The 18,612-nt window shown below is 62.4% G+C and carries 18 protein-coding genes and 1 other RNA gene; 8 read left to right on the top strand and 11 right to left on the bottom strand.

What is annotated here, in order from left to right:
• Positions 1-206: 206 nt before the first annotated feature.
• The 3 genes from DLM46_RS05865 to moaE are packed head-to-tail and all read left to right on the top strand — an operon-like array spanning position 207 to position 2,235.
• A complete protein-coding gene (locus tag DLM46_RS05865; RefSeq protein WP_115099823.1) occupies positions 207-1,436 on the top strand; it encodes a molybdopterin molybdotransferase MoeA in 1,230 nt (409 codons plus the stop codon).
• Between the two features lie 26 nt (positions 1,437-1,462).
• Positions 1,463-1,720, top strand: a complete 258-nt coding sequence (moaD, locus tag DLM46_RS05870) for a molybdopterin converting factor subunit 1 (RefSeq protein ID WP_115099824.1) — start codon at positions 1,463-1,465, stop codon at positions 1,718-1,720.
• Between the two features lie 38 nt (positions 1,721-1,758).
• Complete coding sequence (gene moaE, locus DLM46_RS05875; protein WP_115099825.1) at positions 1,759-2,235, top strand: molybdopterin synthase catalytic subunit MoaE; 477 nt, start codon at positions 1,759-1,761, stop codon at positions 2,233-2,235.
• 48 nt (positions 2,236-2,283) lie between these two features.
• Here moaE and DLM46_RS05880 read toward each other — a convergent pair whose 3' ends face one another.
• Positions 2,284-2,844, bottom strand: coding sequence for a group III truncated hemoglobin (locus DLM46_RS05880; RefSeq protein WP_115099826.1), 561 nt, complete (start codon positions 2,842-2,844; stop codon positions 2,284-2,286).
• 312 nt (positions 2,845-3,156) lie between these two features.
• On the opposite strand from DLM46_RS05880, the gene DLM46_RS05885 reads away from it, so the two are divergent.
• Positions 3,157-3,663 (top strand): Rrf2 family transcriptional regulator, encoded by a 507-nt coding sequence (locus DLM46_RS05885; protein WP_115099827.1) that lies wholly within the window; start codon positions 3,157-3,159, stop codon positions 3,661-3,663.
• 119 nt (positions 3,664-3,782) lie between these two features.
• The gene (clpB, locus tag DLM46_RS05890) at positions 3,783-6,380 is read left to right on the top strand and encodes an ATP-dependent chaperone ClpB (RefSeq protein WP_115099828.1); all 2,598 of its coding nucleotides are present in this window, start codon (positions 3,783-3,785) and stop codon (positions 6,378-6,380) included.
• Between the two features lie 194 nt (positions 6,381-6,574).
• On the opposite strand, the gene DLM46_RS05895 is transcribed toward clpB, so the two are convergent.
• Positions 6,575-7,114, bottom strand: a complete 540-nt coding sequence (locus DLM46_RS05895; RefSeq protein WP_482811931.1) for a YidB family protein — start codon at positions 7,112-7,114, stop codon at positions 6,575-6,577.
• A gap of 25 nt (positions 7,115-7,139) precedes the next feature.
• Positions 7,140-7,721 carry a ComEA family DNA-binding protein gene (locus DLM46_RS05900; RefSeq protein WP_115099830.1) on the bottom strand — a complete coding sequence of 194 codons (582 nt, stop codon included), beginning with the start codon at positions 7,719-7,721 and terminating at the stop codon, positions 7,140-7,142.
• Positions 7,722-8,002: 281 nt separating this feature from the next.
• Between DLM46_RS05900 and DLM46_RS05905 the strand changes: the two genes are divergently transcribed.
• Together DLM46_RS05905 and DLM46_RS05910 are read left to right on the top strand one after the other, a co-directional pair.
• On the top strand, positions 8,003-8,512 hold the full coding sequence (locus DLM46_RS05905; RefSeq protein ID WP_115099831.1) for a MerR family transcriptional regulator: 510 nt from the start codon (positions 8,003-8,005) through the stop codon (positions 8,510-8,512).
• Positions 8,464-8,874 (top strand): carboxymuconolactone decarboxylase family protein, encoded by a 411-nt coding sequence (locus DLM46_RS05910; protein WP_115099832.1) that lies wholly within the window; start codon positions 8,464-8,466, stop codon positions 8,872-8,874. Before DLM46_RS05905 ends, DLM46_RS05910 begins: the two co-directional genes overlap by 49 nt.
• A gap of 176 nt (positions 8,875-9,050) precedes the next feature.
• On the opposite strand, the gene DLM46_RS05915 is transcribed toward DLM46_RS05910, so the two are convergent.
• The 8 genes from DLM46_RS05915 to trxA form a co-directional block, all read right to left on the bottom strand.
• Positions 9,051-10,430 carry an MATE family efflux transporter gene (locus tag DLM46_RS05915; RefSeq protein ID WP_115099833.1) on the bottom strand — a complete coding sequence of 460 codons (1,380 nt, stop codon included), beginning with the start codon at positions 10,428-10,430 and terminating at the stop codon, positions 9,051-9,053.
• Between the two features lie 2 nt (positions 10,431-10,432).
• On the bottom strand, positions 10,433-12,190 hold the full coding sequence (locus tag DLM46_RS05920; RefSeq protein WP_115099834.1) for an ArnT family glycosyltransferase: 1,758 nt from the start codon (positions 12,188-12,190) through the stop codon (positions 10,433-10,435).
• Positions 12,191-12,474: 284 nt separating this feature from the next.
• Complete coding sequence (locus DLM46_RS05925) at positions 12,475-12,741, bottom strand: type B 50S ribosomal protein L31 (protein ID WP_115099835.1); 267 nt, start codon at positions 12,739-12,741, stop codon at positions 12,475-12,477.
• Positions 12,742-12,948: 207 nt separating this feature from the next.
• On the bottom strand, positions 12,949-13,782 hold the full coding sequence (locus tag DLM46_RS05930) for a M90 family metallopeptidase (RefSeq protein ID WP_115099836.1): 834 nt from the start codon (positions 13,780-13,782) through the stop codon (positions 12,949-12,951).
• A 15-nt stretch (positions 13,783-13,797) separates the two neighbouring features.
• A complete protein-coding gene (locus tag DLM46_RS05935) occupies positions 13,798-15,354 on the bottom strand; it encodes an MFS transporter (protein ID WP_115099837.1) in 1,557 nt (518 codons plus the stop codon).
• Positions 15,351-15,911 (bottom strand): MerR family transcriptional regulator, encoded by a 561-nt coding sequence (locus DLM46_RS05940; protein ID WP_115099838.1) that lies wholly within the window; start codon positions 15,909-15,911, stop codon positions 15,351-15,353. Before DLM46_RS05940 ends, DLM46_RS05935 begins: the two co-directional genes overlap by 4 nt.
• Before the next feature lie 182 nt (positions 15,912-16,093).
• Positions 16,094-17,362 (bottom strand): transcription termination factor Rho, encoded by a 1,269-nt coding sequence (rho, locus tag DLM46_RS05945; RefSeq protein WP_006048863.1) that lies wholly within the window; start codon positions 17,360-17,362, stop codon positions 16,094-16,096.
• 229 nt (positions 17,363-17,591) lie between these two features.
• Positions 17,592-17,918 carry a thioredoxin TrxA gene (trxA, locus tag DLM46_RS05950; RefSeq protein ID WP_006048864.1) on the bottom strand — a complete coding sequence of 109 codons (327 nt, stop codon included), beginning with the start codon at positions 17,916-17,918 and terminating at the stop codon, positions 17,592-17,594.
• Between the two features lie 443 nt (positions 17,919-18,361).
• Here trxA and ffs point away from each other — a divergent pair.
• An RNA gene (gene ffs / locus DLM46_RS05955) (signal recognition particle sRNA small type) lies at positions 18,362-18,460 on the top strand.
• Positions 18,461-18,612: the final 152 nt, after the last annotated feature.

Consider the following 18,612-nt stretch of genomic DNA (forward strand, 5'->3'; position numbering starts at 1 on the left):
AAAGCCATGCGTATCGGGCGCGAGGGCGCGCGCCCGATACGAGGGATGAAGTAATGGGTTGCAGCGAAGCAAGGACCCACGCGGCGCGAAGGGCAAAAAAAACCGCTATAACCCCGGGCTCCCCAGGGCACCCTCTTCGACCGCTACAATATTCTTTTAATCCGCGGCTCTGAACCCCGATGTCCACCCCAACGCCCCGCGCTCCGATGCTCTCGACTGCCGACGCCCTGGCGACATTGCTTGGCGCCGCGAGCCCAATCGCCGGTACAGAATCGATCCCCACGCTGGAAGCGCTAAACCGCGTGCTATCGGAAGACGTCGTCTCGCCACTGGACGTCCCTCCAATGAATACGAGTTCAATGGACGGTTACGCGCTAAGCACCGGGGACCTGGCGCATGGCAACCGCCGGTTCCCGGTCTCCCAACGCATCCCGGCGGGCCACGCCCCGGAACCCTTAAAGGCAAACACAGCAGCCCGCATTTTCACGGGCGCAACGGTGCCGCCTGGCGCTGACGCAATCGTGATGCAGGAGCAAACCGAAGCCGCCGGCGACGACGTCACGATCCTGCACAGCCCCAAACCGGGCGAATGGATCACAGTCCAAGGCGCGGACATCCGCAGCGGCTCGATCATCCTGCCCGCGGGCACACGCCTGACACCGCAAGCACTGGGACTCGCCGCCTCGGTCGGTTGCGCGCAGTTGCACGTGCGCCGTCGTGTAAAAGTCGCCGTTTTCTTCACAGGAGACGAACTGACGATGCCCGGCGAGCCGCTGAAACCGGGTGCGATCTACAACTCGAACCGCTTTACGCTGCGCGGGCTACTGGAAAACCTTGGCTGCGAGGTCACGGACTACGGCATCGTCCCGGACAAGCTCGATGCGACCCGCGCGACGTTACGCGAGGCCGGCGAGGCGCACGATCTGATTCTGACCTGCGGCGGCGTGTCGGTGGGCGAGGAGGATCACGTGAAACCCGCGGTCGAAGCCGAAGGGCGCCTGTCGATGTGGCAAATCGCGATGAAACCCGGCAAGCCGCTCGCCTTTGGCGCGGTGCGCCGCACGCCGCAGCAAACGGACGCCGTCACGTCGGACGAAACGTTCTTCATCGGTTTGCCGGGCAACCCGGTGTCGAGTTTCGTCACCTTCCTGCTGTTCGTCCGCCCGTTCGTTCTGCGCCTCGCCGGTGTGCGGACGGTCGCGCCGCGCGCACTGTCGCTGCGCGCCGACTTCACGCAGAACAAGGCCGACCGCCGCAACGAATTCCTGCGCGCACGCGTTAATCCGGCTGGCGGTCTCGATCTGTTCCCGAATCAGAGTTCGGCCGTGCTGACGTCGACGGTATGGGGAGACGGCCTGATCGACAATCCACCGAATCACGCGATCAGCGCCGGCGAAACCGTGCGATTCATTCCCTTTTCCGAATTGCTGAACTAAGGCCGGCAACGGCCGGTGGCATCCCGATGAAGATTCAACTCAGATATTTTGCAAGTGTGCGCGAAGCGCTCGGGACGGCCGACGAAACGGTCGACCTGCCCGACGGCATCGCCACGGTCGGCGATGTGCGCGCGTGGCTGCGCGTGCGCGGCGGCACCTGGGCCGATACCCTTGCCGAAGGCCGCGCGCTGCGCACGGCGTGCAATCACGTGATGACCGGCGCTAGCACGCGCATCACGGAAGGTTGCGAAGTCGCGTTCTTTCCGCCGGTCACCGGCGGCTGAACTGCGCTGAAGCGCCGCTGACCGCACAGGAGCCCGCCATGCCCGTTCGCGTACAAACGGAAGACTTCGACCTCACTACCGAGGTCGCCGCGTTGCGTGCGCGCAATCCGAAGGTCGGCGCGGTGGCCTGTTTCGTCGGCACAGTGCGCGATCTGAACGAAGGCAGCGCAGTCGAAACGATGGAGCTCGAACACTATCCGGGCATGACGGAGAAGTCGCTGGAGGCGATCGTCGTAAGCGCGCGCGAGCGTTGGCCGGGGATCGAGGTGCTGATCGTGCATCGGGTCGGCAAGCTCTATCCGCTCGACCAGATCGTGCTGGTGGCGACCACTGCCGCGCATCGCGGCGACGCGTTTGCGTCGTGTGAGTTCGTGATGGACTATCTGAAGACTCAGGCGCCGTTCTGGAAGAAAGAGAAGACCGAGGAGGGCGAACGCTGGGTCGATGCGCGCGTCACCGACGACGCCGCGCTCGCCCGTTGGGGCATCGAATCGGCTAACCGGACGGCGGAGTAATCCGCGCCCTGTTCGGCTTCGACGAAGAGCGCGCTTCACGCGCGTCGCTCAATCGTCCTGCGTTTTGCCGATGATGCGGGCCGGAAACGGCTCGCCGCGTGGCCGCGCCGATGCGTGCGGGTCATGTGAATCGTGCGGCTCATCGTCGCGTGGACGCCGCCTGGGCGCGATGCGCTCCAGCAACGCCTGCTGTTCCGCCGGAATCGTGTAGTCCCAGCCGAAGCGGCTCAACTGCAGACTCTGTGCGATGCGCAGCGCCGGCTCCATGAAGCGGATCGCCGCAGCCGGTTCATAGCGCGATTCCACCGTGTCCAGGAACAGATACAGCCAGCGGCTGAAATGCTGCGGCTCGATTCCCTCGAGCGGCTGATGCGCCTGCTGCACGTTGCCGCGGTATTGCTTCGCACCCAACACGAGGCTCGCCCAGAACGTGCACATCTTCGGCAGATGGTCGTCCCAGCGGCCCGCCAGCGTTGTGTCGAACACGGGACCGAGCAGCGGATCGGCTCGCACGCGGTCGTAAAAGCCGTAGACGAGGTCGCGGATATTCGCGTCGGTGGGCTCGGCGACGCGCTGGACAATCGGCGCCGCAGGGAAGGACGGATTCATGTAATTTCCATAAGATGCAGCCATTCGTCGCGGATCGCCACAGCGTGCCGCACGGCGCCACAGACGGTCACAAATAGCCTCAAACTGAGTCGAAACGGAAGGAAGTAGGCCGCGAATGCCCCGCTTTTCGTATAAATGGCCCAAGCGGGAAACGTTACCATTACTGCCGAAAGACCAATGCCGCCAGTCAACGCACAATAATAATATGCGTAGCGCCTGCATCTTATGGCGAAGCGACGGCCCCCGGCAACCCTTGCATCGACGCGGTTATCCCCCGGATCGCGGCTTGCGCTCATCGTGGTATTAGCACTTATGAGACTGACCGACTATACGGACTATTCGCTGCGCGTCCTGTTGTATCTCGCCGTCCGCGGCGAGGGGTTATCGACGATCCAGGACATTTCCGAGGCCTATGGGATCTCCCGGAATCACTTGATGAAAGTCGTACAGCAGCTCGGCGAACTCGGCTGGGTCGAGACCGTGCGCGGGCGCAACGGCGGTTTGCGTCTGGCCGAGCAGACCTGCGCGCTGACGGTCGGCGAAATTGTGCGCGCCACCGAAAGCGACTTTGCGTTGGCCGGCTGTTTCCCGGACGAGCACGGCGAGCGCCGCGCCTGCACCATTGCGCCGCAATGCCGTCTTAAAGGGGCGCTCGAAGCGGCGCGCAATGCGTTCTTTGCCGAACTCGACCGTCATACCATCGGCGAAGTTGCGCAGCCACACGGTCCGCTGGCTGCGTTGCTCGGCCTCGGTACGGCCATTCCGATCGTGCCGGTCGCACCGGCTACGCCCGCCGGCGGCGCGGCGCCGGCGGGCTGAAACCGGCGCGGCAGATCTCGCGCATCAAATGTTAAATAGTTGTCGCTTGATGCAAAAAAGCGCTTGAAACCCGCGCAAAACGCCTCAATTTGGTGGTAATCGAAATTGGAGGTCTCTTGATGAGAATCGACAAACTCACCACTAAATTCCAGGAAGCGCTGGCTGACGCGCAAAGTCTGGCCGTCGGCCATGACAATCAATACATTGAACCGGTCCATGTCCTCTCGGCGCTCGTCGCCCAGCAGGACGGTTCGGCGCGCTCGCTGCTCTCGCGTGCCGGCGTGCATGTCCAGGCGCTGCAAACCGCGTTGAACGACGCGATGACGCGCTTGCCGCAGGTGCAGGGCACCGACGGCAACGTGCAGATCGGCCGCGAACTGACCGGCTTGCTGAACCAGGCCGACAAGGAAGCGCAAAAACTCAACGACACGTTCATTGCGAGCGAAATGTTCCTGCTCGCCGTCGCCGACGACAAAGGCGAGGCCGGCCGCCTCGCGCGTCAGCACGGCCTGTCGCGCAAGTCGCTGGAAAGCGCGATTGCCGCGGTGCGCGGCGGCTCGCAGGTGCATAGCCAGGACGCCGAAAGCCAGCGCGAAGCGCTGAAGAAGTACACCATCGACCTGACCGAGCGTGCGCGTGCGGGCAAGCTCGATCCGGTGATCGGCCGCGACGACGAGATCCGCCGTTCGATTCAGATCCTGCAACGCCGCACCAAGAACAATCCGGTGCTGATCGGCGAGCCGGGCGTGGGAAAGACGGCGATCGTCGAGGGCCTCGCGCAGCGCATCGTCAACGGCGAGGTGCCGGAAACGCTGAAGGGCAAGCGCGTGCTGTCGCTGGACATGGCGGCCTTGCTGGCCGGCGCCAAGTATCGCGGCGAGTTCGAAGAACGCCTGAAGGCCGTCCTGAACGACATCGCGAAAGACGAAGGCCAGACCATCGTCTTCATCGACGAGATTCACACGATGGTCGGTGCGGGCAAAGCGGAAGGCGCAATGGACGCGGGCAATATGCTCAAGCCGGCGCTCTCGCGCGGTGAGCTGCATTGCGTCGGCGCTACCACGCTCGACGAATATCGCAAGTACATCGAGAAGGATGCTGCGCTCGAGCGCCGCTTCCAGAAGGTGCTGGTCGACGAGCCGACTGTCGAGGCCACCATCGCGATCCTGCGCGGTTTGCAGGAGAAGTACGAACTGCATCACGGCGTCGATATCACCGACCCGGCGATTGTCGCGGCGGCCGAACTGTCGCATCGCTATATCACGGACCGTTTTCTGCCGGACAAGGCAATCGACCTGATCGACGAAGCCGCGTCGAAGATCAAGATGGAAATCGATTCGAAGCCGGAAGAAATGGACCGGCTCGACCGTCGTTTGATCCAGTTGAAGATCGAACGCGAAGCCGTCAAGAAGGAAAAGGATGAAGCGTCGCAAAAGCGTCTGCAATTGATCGAGGAAGAAATCGAGCGGCTGGATCGCGAATATTCGGACCTCGAAGAAATCTGGACCGCGGAAAAAGCCGCGGTGCAGGGCAGCGCGCAACTGAAGGAAGAGATCGAGAAAACGCGTGCGGAAATCACGCGTTTGCAGCGCGAGGGCAAGCTGGAGAAGGTCGCCGAGTTGCAATACGGCAAGCTGCCGGGGCTCGAGGCTCAACTGAAGGAAGTGACCCAGGCGGAGGCGAAAGAGCAGAACAACCCGACCCGGCCGCGTCTGTTGCGCACGCAGGTCGGCGCGGAGGAAATCGCCGAAGTCGTGTCGCGTTCAACCGGCATTCCGGTGTCACGCATGATGCAGGGCGAGCGCGAAAAGCTGCTGCAGATCGAGGAGAAACTGCACGACCGCGTGGTGGGTCAGGACGAGGCGATCAGCGCGGTCGCCGATGCGATCCGCCGTTCGCGGGCAGGTCTGGCGGATCCGAACAGGCCGTATGGTTCGTTCCTGTTCCTCGGGCCGACCGGCGTGGGCAAGACCGAGCTGTGCAAGGCATTGGCGGCGTTCCTGTTCGATTCGGAGGATCATCTGATCCGCATCGACATGAGCGAATTCATGGAGAAGCATAGCGTCGCGCGTCTGATCGGGGCGCCCCCGGGGTACGTCGGCTACGAGGAAGGCGGATATCTGACCGAAGCCGTGCGCCGCAAACCGTACAGCGTGATCCTGCTCGACGAAATCGAGAAGGCTCATCCGGACGTGTTCAACGTGCTGCTGCAAGTGCTCGACGACGGCCGCATGACCGACGGCCAGGGCCGTACCGTGGACTTCAAGAACACGGTGATCGTGATGACGTCGAACCTCGGCTCGCAAGTGATCCAGTCGATGGTCGGCGAGCCTCAGGAAGCGGTGAAGGATGCGGTCTGGGAAGAAGTGAAGCTGCATTTCCGGCCCGAATTCCTCAACCGGATCGACGACGTCGTGGTGTTTCATGCGCTCGACCGCTCGAATATCCAGTCGATCGCGCGGATTCAGCTGCAGCGTCTGCATGAACGGCTGGCGAGGCTCGACATGCAACTGGTGGTGTCGGACGCGGCGCTCGAGTACGTCGGCAAGGTCGGCTACGATCCGCTGTTCGGTGCGCGGCCGTTAAAGCGTGCGATCCAGCAGGAGATCGAAAATCCGGTCGCGAAGCTGATTCTCGCCGGCAAGTTCGGCCCGAAGGATGTGATTCCGGTCGAAGTGGAAGACGGCAAGCTGGTGTTCGAACGCGTGGTGCATTAAGCGACAGGCGAGCGACCGGCGTTCGGCAGGAAACGGCCGAGCTACGGGCCGCATCTGCCAAAGTCCTTTGCCAAACTCATCTGGCAAAATAAAAAGCGGCAACGAAGGTGACTTCGATGCCGCTTTTTTTCGCCCATTGACCGGCGCTCAGGAGGCTTGACGAGGCCGCGCATGAGGCCGATAAGGGAGCCCGCTTACGCGTTGCCCTTGCCTAACAACGACGACAGGCCGCCGAGCGCGCCGAGCACGCTCGTCGCATTCAGTTGGCCTTCGGCGGGGACTTCGCCTTCCGGTGTGGCAGCGTTGACGACGTGCGGCAGAATCTGCGACAGGAGACCGGTGACCTGGTCCGGCTGCACACCGGCTTTCTCCGCGAGACTGGCGACGGCATCCGAACCGAGCACGCTGTGCAGTGCGTCCGGTGCGATCGGCTGGTTCTCGCCGTTACTGATCCACGACGAAACGACGTCGCCGAGACCCTTTTCCTTGAAGCGGTCGATCAGGCCGTTCAAGCCGCCCGGCTGGTTATTGACGAATTCGAGCGCGGCGGAAACCAGGGCTTGCTGGCCGCCGCCCTCGGGCGATTTGCCAACCAGGGAACCAATAGTGTCGAGTAGGCTCATGACGGTCTCTCTTGAATGCCGACACGTGCTTGACGGGTCGGCGGGTTGAAAACGCCGCGCGGTTGCGCGGCGCCGGGGATGCGAGGCGGACGGCGGCGTAGCCGCGACCATCACGCTGCCGATGCTCAAGCCGATATTACGCGCCGCCGGAGGCCGCGGCAGCCGACGCCGCCTTGCTCTTCTTCGCCTTCTTTTTCGAAGCCTTGATGCCGGACGCGTCGGCCGGCGCGCTGGCTGCTGCCGCGGTAGCCGGTGCCGAAGCCGCTGCCGCATCGGACGCCGCGGCTTTACTCTTCTTCGACTTCGAGGCTTTCGTGCCCGATGCCGCGGTGGGCGTTGCGGCCGGCGCTGTAGTCGGCGTGGTCGCCGCGGGTGCGGCCGCCGGCGCTGCTTTGGTGCTTGTGGCGCTGGTCGACTTCGCGGCCGACTTGGCGCCGGTCGGCGGTGCGGACGAGCCGTTGATCGTCAGGCCCGCCGCCTCGAGGTTAGTCACCGATTTGGTGCCGAGGCCTTTGACGCGGGCGGCGAGATCGTCAGCGTCCTTGAAGGGGCCGCTCTTGGTGCGTTCGTCGATGATCGCTTTTGCGTGAACCGGGCCGATGCCCTTGACCGATTCGAGCGCGGCCTGATCGGCGGAATTCACTTCAACGGCCGCCGCGAATCCGGCCGACAGCGACAGAACCAAAGCGACGCAAAGCATGAGAAGCTTCTTCAGCATGGCAAGCACTCCATTGAGGGCAAAAAAAGTTAGCCGGGAACGGACGGCGCATCCTGTCAGCAGGCGCTGCGCTTAAGCATAGGACAAATTGCGCGCCCTTAATTGCGAACGCCGACGAGTTATACCGATCGATTCATGACAAGTAAATCAGTCCCGACAATATTTAAACCTTTTTGCCTCGCACATAAGCCGTTGTGCGCTTATCGATCAACGCGTCGTTGAATGACAGCGCAATTCTCTTGACCTTAGAGTGCACTCGAAGTCCTAACCTGAGTACCGTCATGTCGAAAATGTCGAAAGCACTCACCATCGGCCAGGTCGCGCAAGCGCTGGGCGTCTCGACTCACACGCTGCGCTATTACGAACAGGCCGGTCTGATTCGGGCCGTCGGGCGTACGCAGGCGGGGCATCGCCTGTATTCGCCTGCCGACCTCGACTGGCTGCAGTTCGTGATGCGCGTGAAGGCGACCGGTATGCCGATCGCCGGGATGCAGGCATTCGCCGCATTGCGGGCCGTAGGTCAGCCCACGATAGGCGAGCGACGCGAGATGCTGGCGGCGCATCGGGATGAGGTTCTGGCGCGGATCGCCGAGTTGCAGACCAACCTCGGCGCGATCATCGACAAGATCGCGTACTACGAAGCGGCCGGGCGGCATCCCGCTGGGCAGCATCCCGCTGGGCAGCATCCGACACGACAAATCGACGAAACTCAATCGCCTTCGCATTCGGAAAAGGACTCACCATGGAACACGCACAAAACGATCGCTACACCCGAGGCTGGAACAAACTGAAAGAAATCGACGGCTCGGCCGGCGAGCAGGTGATCGCCGCACTCGCGCCGATTGCGCCGGATTTCGGACGGCTGTTGCTCGAATTCGGCTTCGGCGATATTTACAGCCGGCCGCAACTCGATCTGCGCGCGCGGGAGATCGCGACGATCGCATCACTGGCAACGCTCGGCTGCGCGCAGCCGCAGTTGAAAGTGCATATCGAGGCAGCGCTGAACGTCGGTTGCACACGCGAGGAGATCGTCGAGGTCTTCATGCAGATGGCGCTCTACGCGGGATTCCCGGCGGCGCTGAACGCGCTGTTCGCGGCGCGGGAGATTTTCGAGCGGCACGATCAGGCATCGAGCGAAGCGCAAGCAGCTTGACGATGACGGCAGGGTAGGGTGGAGCGGCTGCCGGGCGCAGCCGCTTTTTATCTGGCGTCGAATGCAACTAACGGCCAATTTCGGCAACCGGCTTGCACAACGCGGCGTTGGCTAACCCAAAAGCATGGTTTGCCACGAAGGGGCGTTTCCCCATTCGTGCGGCCATCCGCTTCGCGTCAAGCCGTCGAATCCACCCTGGCCGCTGCCTCGGCGCGCAAATACCGCTTACTGACAACCCGCCAGTACAGCAGCAAGCCAATACCGGCTATCGCCAGACTCGCCGTATTCGCAACCCAGAACCCTCGCGCGCCCGTCAGCCACTCGGGTATGGTGCCGCTCACATTGAAACCGAGCAGATAGCCGCCGCCCAGCCCCACGCCCCACAATGCAATCGCATAGATCACGGTCGGCACGATCGCCACCTTGTAGGCACGCAGCACGAACGCGGTGGTGATCTGCACTGCATCGAACAGGTGATAGCACACGACGATCAGCACCAGCGGCATCGCAGCCGCGGCCACCTGCGCGTTCGGCGTGTAGCCTTCGATCACGTACGGTCGCAGCACCAGCACGATCGCGCCGTAGCAGAGCGCAATCGACACGGCCATCACGATGCCGTGACGCGACAGTTTGCGCGCCGCTTCGTGACGGTGCGCGCCGAGCGCCTGGGCGACCAGCGTGGACGAGGCGATGCCGATCGACAGCGGTGTCATATACAGCACTGCGCCGATGTTGCCGGCGATCTGGTGGCCGGCAAGCGTCGTCGTGCCGAAGCGCGCAATGAAGAGCGCCATGAATGTGTACGAGGTGACTTCGATCAGATACGACAGGCCCATCGGAATGCCGAGCCGCAGCTGCGCCGCCTGGCGCCGCCAGACCGGCCAGCTGAAGCGCGCGAAGATCGCGAAAGGGGTGAAGACGTCGACGCGCGTCAACACCAGCATGCCGACCAGCGCGAGCCCCCAGTTGATCGCGATACTGGCCAGAGCGCAGCCTGGGCCGCCCATCGCCGGCACGCCGAGGCCGCCGAAGATGAACCACGTGTTGAGCGGAAACTTGAGCAGCAGCGCGCCGATCTGCAGGATCATCACCAGCCGCGGTTTGCCGACGGCATTGGTCAGCGAACTGTAGACGCGAAACACAAGGCTTGCCGGCAAGCCGAACGACAGAATCCGCAGGTAGGCGACCGTGCGTTCGTGCAGCGCGTCGGGTACGCGCGCCAGCCGCAGCATCGGCCCCGGAAAATAGAGAATCAGGAAACCGATCACGGTCAACGCGAGTGCGAGCCATAGCGCCTGCCGAACTTCCTCGCCGATCTCGATGTAGCGGCGCGCGCCGTAGAGTTGCGCGGTGATGGGTTGCAGTGCGGTCAGAATGCCGGTCAGGCCGATGTAGACCGAAATGTAGATCGACGAGCCGAGGCCGAGCGCGGCGAGATCGACGGCCGAATAGCGGCCGACCATCGCCGTGTCGATCACCCCGAAGGCGATGATCGCCAACTGGCCGATCAGCACGGGCCACGCGAACCCGGCGATTTTCCGTGCGTCGGCGAACATGCTCAATCCGGCTTCTTGTGCCAGTTGCGGCGTTTGACGACCGGCGGCTTCGGACGGTCGATGCGCACGTACAAGCGGAAGCGTTCGTCACGATCGGCCACTCGGCGGCCTTCCCATACCAGCTTCCAGACGAAGTCCGACATCGCGCTGGGCTCGCCGAAATCCTGGGTGTCCTGACGCAGGATCACGTCGCAATCCTGATTGAACGAGAAGTGCATGTCGCCGAAATAGGCGAAGGTCGCGATCTGCGCATTGCCGAGGCGCACCGGCGAGATGCAGGTGTAGTCCTCCGGCAGATGGCTCGCGATCTGTTCGGCGACATCCTTATAGGTCCGGCTGTAGTTGACGACCGGCAGCCACAGCGTCATCAGCAGCACCCACATCAGCGTCGTGCCGGCGCTCGACAGCACCACGCTGCGCCACAAGACTTTCGGATGACGCGCGAGACGCCACCGCACCAGCACGAACCAGCACACGGTCACAGCGACCGCGCACACGAGCGACAGAATCTTGAACTGGGGCGCGAAACCCGGCGCGAGCCGCGCGAGATTACGTGCGAGCGGATGCGGGAAGCCGGTTAGTCCGGCCACGTACACCAGCCAGACGAAACTGCCGAGTATCGTGAAGCTCAGCAGCGCGAACCAGTCGATCGCGTTGATCGCGCCGCGTTTGAGCGTGGGCAGCGCGAACGCGGCCAGCACCGCGAGCGGCGGCAGCAACAGCATGTAAAGCCGGTTCGACTGATGGCTTTGCAGTACGACGAGCACCAGCAACGGTCCGATCACCGACAGCGGAATCGCCACGTGCGGTGCGCGCCGCAGCCCCGACCAGCTGAACCACGCCCAGATCGCCAGCGGCCACGCCGGCCACGTGAACAGAGGCAGGTTTTTCAGCGCGTATTTCGCCACCGAGCCGGGCGGCCCGGCAAACGAGCTCACGCTCACGTGCACCCATTGATTCAGGTACCAGACGGCATCGTCGGGAAACGTGGCAAGCGCCGCGATCGGCCACGCGACCGACAGCGCCAGTGCGACCGGCAAACCGGCGAGCAGCAGCCAGCGCGAACGCGCCTCGCGCACGATCAACGCCATCGCCAGCGTGCCGAGCAGCAATGCGCCGACCAGCACCGGACTGCTGGCGAGCGTCACCAGTCCGAGCGCGATGCCCCAGATCAGCGCGCCATGAATCGGCTTGTCGATCATCCGCACGAGCCCATACACGAGCATCGCGATGCCGACGAACTGCGCCAGTTGCGGCGTGGTTTCGTGGCCGCGTTCGGCGAGGCCGAAGCACGCGAGCAGGATCAGCAGTGCGCCGTCCGCGAGGGTGCGGCCGTAGTCGCGCGGTTCCGGCTCGCCGCCGAACGCATACTTGAACGGCTGGACTTCGGCGCGCCGTCCGAGCAGGTAGGCCGCATACCAGACGAACGCGCAGCCCGCGCAGAACAGCAGTCCGGTGAAGACGCGCGACGCGTTGCTCGCATCGACCCACGGCGCCAGCAGACGGATCGCGCTGGCGCCGAGCCAGTAGCCGAGCGGGCCGTCTTCGGTCAGGTATTTGCCGACCAGATTCGGTAGCAGCCAATCGTGGGCGCTGCCGTTGGCCATCGTCCACATGACGCCGAAGCCGGCCGCGTCCTCGTTCTTCCACGGGTCGCGGCCGAAGAGGCCAAACGATGCGTAGACGATACAGATGGTCAGCAGCAGCCAGCGCGGCAACGCACTGGTCGCAGAAGCTGTGAGGCGAACGGCAGGTCTCATTCGGTGTGTGGATATCGGATAAGCGGTGCAGCCGGAACCGGACGGAACGTCCGGTGGAATGGCCGATTCGGAGCATCCGGCATTGTAGTCGTGCCGTGCAATGCGCGTCACGGCCGGTAATGGCTCGCAACGTCGTTGGGGGCTGGTATCAATGCCGCCGGATCGGGCGGCACCGCCAGCGCTATGTATGAACGCCCGGCATGAGGTGACAAAAAAGGGCAGCTCGCGCTGCCCTTTTGTGCTGCTGCTTCGCAACCGGCCTATGACCGGCGACGAGGCGCGTATTACTTCGCTGCTGCCTTGCCGGTAGCGCGCGAGCCGAACTTCTTGTTGAACTTTTCGACGCGGCCAGCCGTGTCCATGATCTTTTGTTGGCCGGTGTAGAACGGATGTGATTCCGACGACACTTCGATCTTGGCGAGCGGGTAAGTCTTGCCGTTGAATTCGGCGGTTTCACGCGTCTGGATGGTCGAGCGCGTCACAAACTTGAAGTCGTTCGACATATCGACGAACAGGACTTCGCGGTAATCCGGGTGAATACCTTCTTTCATGGTCTTTCCTTTAATCTGGCGGTAGCCAACCCGCGTGCAGCCGCGTAAAGAACAAATAACGCTAACCGCATCTTGGCGCGAGCCACTTGCCTAGGGTCGAAAAACGGCGATTATGCCAGAAAATCAGACGGTTGGCGAACTTTCTGCCAGCCGGTTCTGCTTGCCTGGGCTGCACGGCCGCCCTTATTGGGCGGGCTTCGGTCACGGTTACACCGGTGTGAACGGTAAGCCCACGCGCGCGGGGTCCTGCCGGTAGTAGCGGGCCAGCAGCCGGTACAGCTCCGGGTACTCGGCCTCGAACGCCTGCGGTTTGACGAACAGCGCCTCGCTGCAAACGGCAAAAAATTCCGATGGATGATCGGCGGCGTAAGGATCGATCAGCGAATCACGCTCGAAACGTGCCCAGCGGCGCTCCGGCACGGCGTCGACTTTGGCGCAGAAGTGGTCGTAGGCGTGGTCGAAGACGTCTGCCCACGCCTGTGAATCGAGCGGCGCATGCCAGCGGCGCAAGAGCGGCGGATGGCCGTCCGCTTCGCCGGTCAGCATGTCGATCTTGTGCGCGAATTCGTGAATCACGACGTTGTACGCATCCGTGCCGTCCGTCATCTGCGCGTCTTCCCACGACAGCACCACCGGCCCGCCTTCCCACGCTTCGCCGCTCGCGTCGTGTTCGACTTCGTGTACCACGCCGTCTTCGTCCTCGACCGTTTTGCGGATCACGAACTCGCCCGGATAGACGATCACGCCGACCCAGCCGCGATACAGGTCGAGGCTCAGGTTCAGCACCGGCAAGCAGGCTTGCGCGGCGATTGCCACTGTCATCGCGTTGGTCAGCTCGAGCTCATGCGCGGTCGAAAATTTCTTTTGTGCGATGAACAGGCTCGTCAGTTCGCGCAGGCGCACGAGATCCGGCGCATCGAGGTGCGCGAGGAACGGCAGGCCATCGAGCGTGGCCTGCCAGAGCGCGTCGTCGATTGCGTACTCGCGCAGTGCGCGGTCGCGGCGGCGCGTACCGAGCCATTGAGTGAGTTTCGAAAGCATGGCCTGATGAAACCCCTAGTCGATCTGTTTTTGCCAGGCGGCAAAAATGCCGCCGCATATCGCTATGCCGATCAGGAAGTAAAAACCGTCCAGCGACGTCAAAAAACTCGCCTGCTGCATCACCGTCCGGCTGATTTCCACCACCGCGAGCGAGTGCGCTTCGGACGGCGAGCGGCCCGCAGCGGCAAAGCTGTCGGTCAGCGCGGCAAGCGAACCCTGGAAGGCTGGATTGTACGGATTCACGAACTCCGCGAGCCGCGTTTGATGCAGCGCCTGCCGATGCTGCTCGACAATGATCGCCGAGGCCGTCGCGAACGAGATCGTCAATTGCCGCACGATGTTTTTCAGCCGGTAGCCGTGCGTGAACTCTTCGATAGCGAAGATTCTAAACGTCAGATTGGCGACCGGCAGCACGATGAACAATAGCAGTAAGCCGCGCAGCAGCAGCGGCGCGATCAACGCCGCCTCGCCGACGCCCGGCGACACGCGCGTCATCCACGCCGCGGCGAACGCCGTCACCGCGAAGCCCGGCACGATGATCCACTTTTTGCGCGGCAGGAGCTTCGCGTAGCGCAGGTAGACGAACAGCGCGCTGGCTGAAATCAGCGACGTGACGCCGACCAGTTCACCGGTGTTTTCGACCGGATAGCCGAGACCGCTTTCGAGAAAGCGTGAGATCAGGTAGCTGAAAACGGTCGAGACGTAATAGTAGAACATGTACAGCACGAGCCCGACCTGGAAGACTTTCTCGCGCAGCGCATGCAGGCGCACGAGCGGCGCCGGATGATGCCATTGATGGTAGGCAAACCAGCCCAGCGCGACGATCCCCGCGACCGTGAGAAGAATCAGCCCCGGCGACGCGCTGAACAACTGGAAGCGCACTTGCTGCATCACGATTTGCAGCGCACCTTGCGCGAACGCGAAGATGATGTACGGCCAGAAATGCGCCGAACCGCGTTCCTCCGGTAGACGATTGCCCGAGTCGGGCAGCGCGAGCATGGCCAGCACGGCAAACAGCACGCCCACCGGCGCCGTGCAGGCGAACAGCGCGCGCCAGTCGAAATGCGCGACCAGCTGGCCGCCGATCAACGGCGCGAGCGCGCTGCTCAACACGATCAGTAGGAGAAACGCGCGTGTCGCCGCCGGCCGTTGCTGCGGCGTGAAGCTCATCTGGATCAGGATGCGGCAGGCCCCCATCATCGGGCCGACAAAGTAGCCTTGAAAGCCGCGCGCAAACGCGAGTTCGATCGACGACTCGCACAGCGCGGCGGCGACCGCGCCGACTGAATAGAGCAGCATGCAGCCGGCTACGTAGCGCCGGTAACCGAAGCGTTCGACCCACCACTGTTGTTGCAGGATGCCGAGCACGGCCGCCACCGCGTACGCGCTCGATGCCCATACGAGTTCGTCGGGTGAAGCATTGACGCCACCCGCGATATAGCTGGTGAAGAACGCAAAGATCGAGTTGTCGAAATAGTCGAGGCCGGTGACGGCGGCCAATACCCAGGGAAAAAAATCGCCGCGCAGCTTTTCGACGCTGAACAAGGCTGCGCGGGACGACGTCGCACTCATGTGGATTCGCCCGGCGTGGATTCGCCCGGCGTAGAGTCGCCCGCCTTTCTGGGGCGCTTCGCGAGTGGCGGCGTGTTCGTGCTCCCGGCTTTGGCGCGTGCGCTGCGGCGCTGCTCCAGCAACGTTTCGGCATTCTCGCCGGCGAGGCGCCGTTCGAGATAGTCCAGATCGGGGCTCAGTTCGGCCCTGAGCCTTTGCGCTTCCTTGAGCTCACGGCGCATTGCTTCGATGCGCGCGTCGAGCGCGTCGACCTGTTGCGCGATGGCGTCGCGAATCTGCAGCAGCGATTCGTTGGAATAGCGATGGGTGCCGCCGACTGCTTCGAGCGGACGTTTGAGCATTTCCGTGATGCCGTGCAATGAGAAACCGAGCGAGCGCAGACGCAGAATGCGGCCGAAGCGCTTGAGGTCTTCTTCATCGTAAAGCCGGTAACGGCCCTCGCTGCGCGTGGGCGAGACGAGGCCGCGTTCCTCGTAGTATTTCAGCGTGCGCGGCGTGACGCCGAGGCGTGCGGCGGCGTTGCGTACGGTCAGCAGGGCGGGTGAGTCCTTCGACATAAGTGGCGAGAGGCATGACGGAGTGTCCGCATTATAGCAAAACGTGTACGTTCACGTACATGTTTGCGGGCTGGCGTGCCGTGGCCTGCATGCAGCGACGTGCATTTCTTCCGGGCGAAAAAAAGCCGCTCGTTTGCGGCGAGCGGCTTTCTCACGCGATGCGGCTTAAGACGGAGCAGGTTTTAGCTGCCGCCGCCACGACGCATCATGTCGAAGAACTCGGAGTTGCTCTTCGTCTGGCGGATCTTGTCGAGCAGGAATTCCATCGATTCGACTTCGTCCATGTCGTGAATGAACTTGCGCAGCACCCAGATCTTTTGCAGCACTTCGGGCTTGATCAGCAGTTCTTCGCGGCGGGTGCCGGACTTGTTCAGGTTGATCGACGGATAGACGCGCTTTTCGGCGAGGCGGCGTTCCAGGTGCACTTCCATGTTGCCGGTGCCCTTGAATTCTTCGTAGATCACGTCGTCCATGCGGCTGCCGGTTTCGATCAGCGCTGTGCCGATGATGGTGAGCGAGCCGCCTTCTTCGATATTGCGCGCCGCGCCGAAGAAGCGCTTCGGACGTTGCAGCGCGTTCGCGTCGACACCGCCCGTCAGTACCTTGCCCGAGGCCGGCACCACAGTGTTGTATGCACGTGCGAGACGAGTGATCGAGTCGAGCAGAATCACCACGTCGTTCTTCATTTCGACGAGGCGCTTGGCTTTTTCGATCACCATTTCGGCGACTTGTACGTGACGCGCAGCCGGTTCGTCGAAGGTGGAGGCGATCACTTCGCCGGCTACCGAGCGCTGCATTTCGGTCACTTCTTCCGGGCGTTCGTCGATCAGCAACACGAACAGCACGACATCCGGATGGTTCTGTTTGATCGCATGCGCGATGTGCTGCAGCATCACGGTCTTACCCGACTTCGGCGACGCAACCAGCAGGCCGCGCTGGCCCTTGCCGATCGGCGCGATCATGTCGATGATGCGGCCCGTGACGTTTTCTTCGCCACGCATTTCACGTTCGAGCAGCAGCACCTTGTTCGGGTGCAGCGGCGTCAGGTTCTCGAACATGATCTTGTGTTTCGAGGCTTCCGGCGGCTGGCCGTTGACCTTGTCCACCTTCACCAGCGCGAAATAGCGTTCGCCGTCTTTCGGCGTGCGCACTTCGCCTTCGATCGTGTCGCCCGTATGCAGGTTGAAGCGGCGGATTTGCGACGGGCTGATGTAGATATCGTCCGTGCTGGCGAGATAGGAGGTTTCCGGCGAGCGCAGGAAACCGAAACCGTCCGGCAGCACTTCGAGCGTGCCGTCGCCGAAGATCGTGTCGCCCGTTTTGGCTCGTTTTTTTAGAATTGCGAACATCAATTCCTGCTTGCGCAGGCGGTTCGCACTTTCGATCTCGAGGCCGTTGGCCATCTCGATCAATTCGGACACGTGCAGAGTCTTAAGCTCGGATAAATGCATACGGAGAACCCGCAGGAGAATGTGCGACGAAATGAAATCTGGGAGGAGAGTGAGCGGAACCGCTCAAGGACTTACACGTCTTTTCGACGTTTTGCGGATTCTAGCATAGCACACGCCAATTTCCGCCACCGCGGCGGCATGGCATCTTTCTTATAGAGCGTGTTGCCGGCTGACAACACGCTCGAGGCAATGCGCCTCGAGTTCCCGAGGGGTCTCGAGGCGCGCCGCTTTACAGGTTGCCGTCGAGGAACGCGGTGAGTTGCGATTTCGACAGCGCGCCGACTTTCTGCGCGGCGACAGCGCCGTTCTTGAACAGGATCAGCGTGGGGATGCCGCGCACGCCGAACTTGACCGGCGTCGATTGATGCTCGTCGACGTTGATTTTGGCGATTTGCAGGCGATCGGCGTAATCCTTCGCGACTTCGTCGAGGATCGGCGCGATCATCTTGCACGGACCGCACCATTCAGCCCAGAAATCGAGCAGCACGGGTTTATCGGATTTCACGACGTCCTGTTCGAACGATGCGTCGCTAATATGCTTGATTTGTTCGCTCATTGTATGAATACCTCTATCGGTTCGAGGCCCGCCTGAATTGCTCGCCACGATACACCAAAACCTAAGGAAACTTCTGTTCGCTTTGCCGCTATCGGAGTCTGCCGGCACACGCCTGAAAAGGCGAAAAACCATTTCAGGAATGTGCGGAAGGCTCGCGGTTGCGGGTCATCCGTACGGCAGTTTAGCTTAATTCGCTATGCGTTGCCGGGGGTGATAGTACTCATCAAGGGCAGTGGGGCCATTGCCTGCCGGCGAAGTTCCGCTACGTTCCATGCACTGCTACGCACCTTATCTGGTGGCTCGGACGGCAAACACAAGTGGCTCGCGCGCGTGCGGCCGGTGCGGTTGCCTGTATTGAGCGAAGGCCCTGATTCGGCGCTCCGAAGGCGCTTTGGTCGTATTAACAGTCGCGCGGCGGGCCAAGCAGTGATAGAATGTTTCGTGACGGGCCTCCTCGCATGGAGGGATGGTCAACCTGGTCAGGTCGGGAACGAAGCAGCCACAGCCGTTTTCCACCAGTGCCGAGGGTCGGGCTCGTCACCTTCCTTTTTCTTCCGCTTTGTTTCCTGTCGTTCCTTCCAGATCCTTTGTCGTTGTCGGCGCGAATTTTGCGCGGCTCATCTATTTTTTTCTATCAGTTTGTTAGCCAATTTCAATGAAGCGGCAACACGCGTTCGTGCGCTGTCGATTCGGC

This window comes from Paraburkholderia lacunae (genome assembly GCF_003353175.1).
Lineage (GTDB): Bacteria > Pseudomonadota > Gammaproteobacteria > Burkholderiales > Burkholderiaceae > Paraburkholderia > Paraburkholderia lacunae.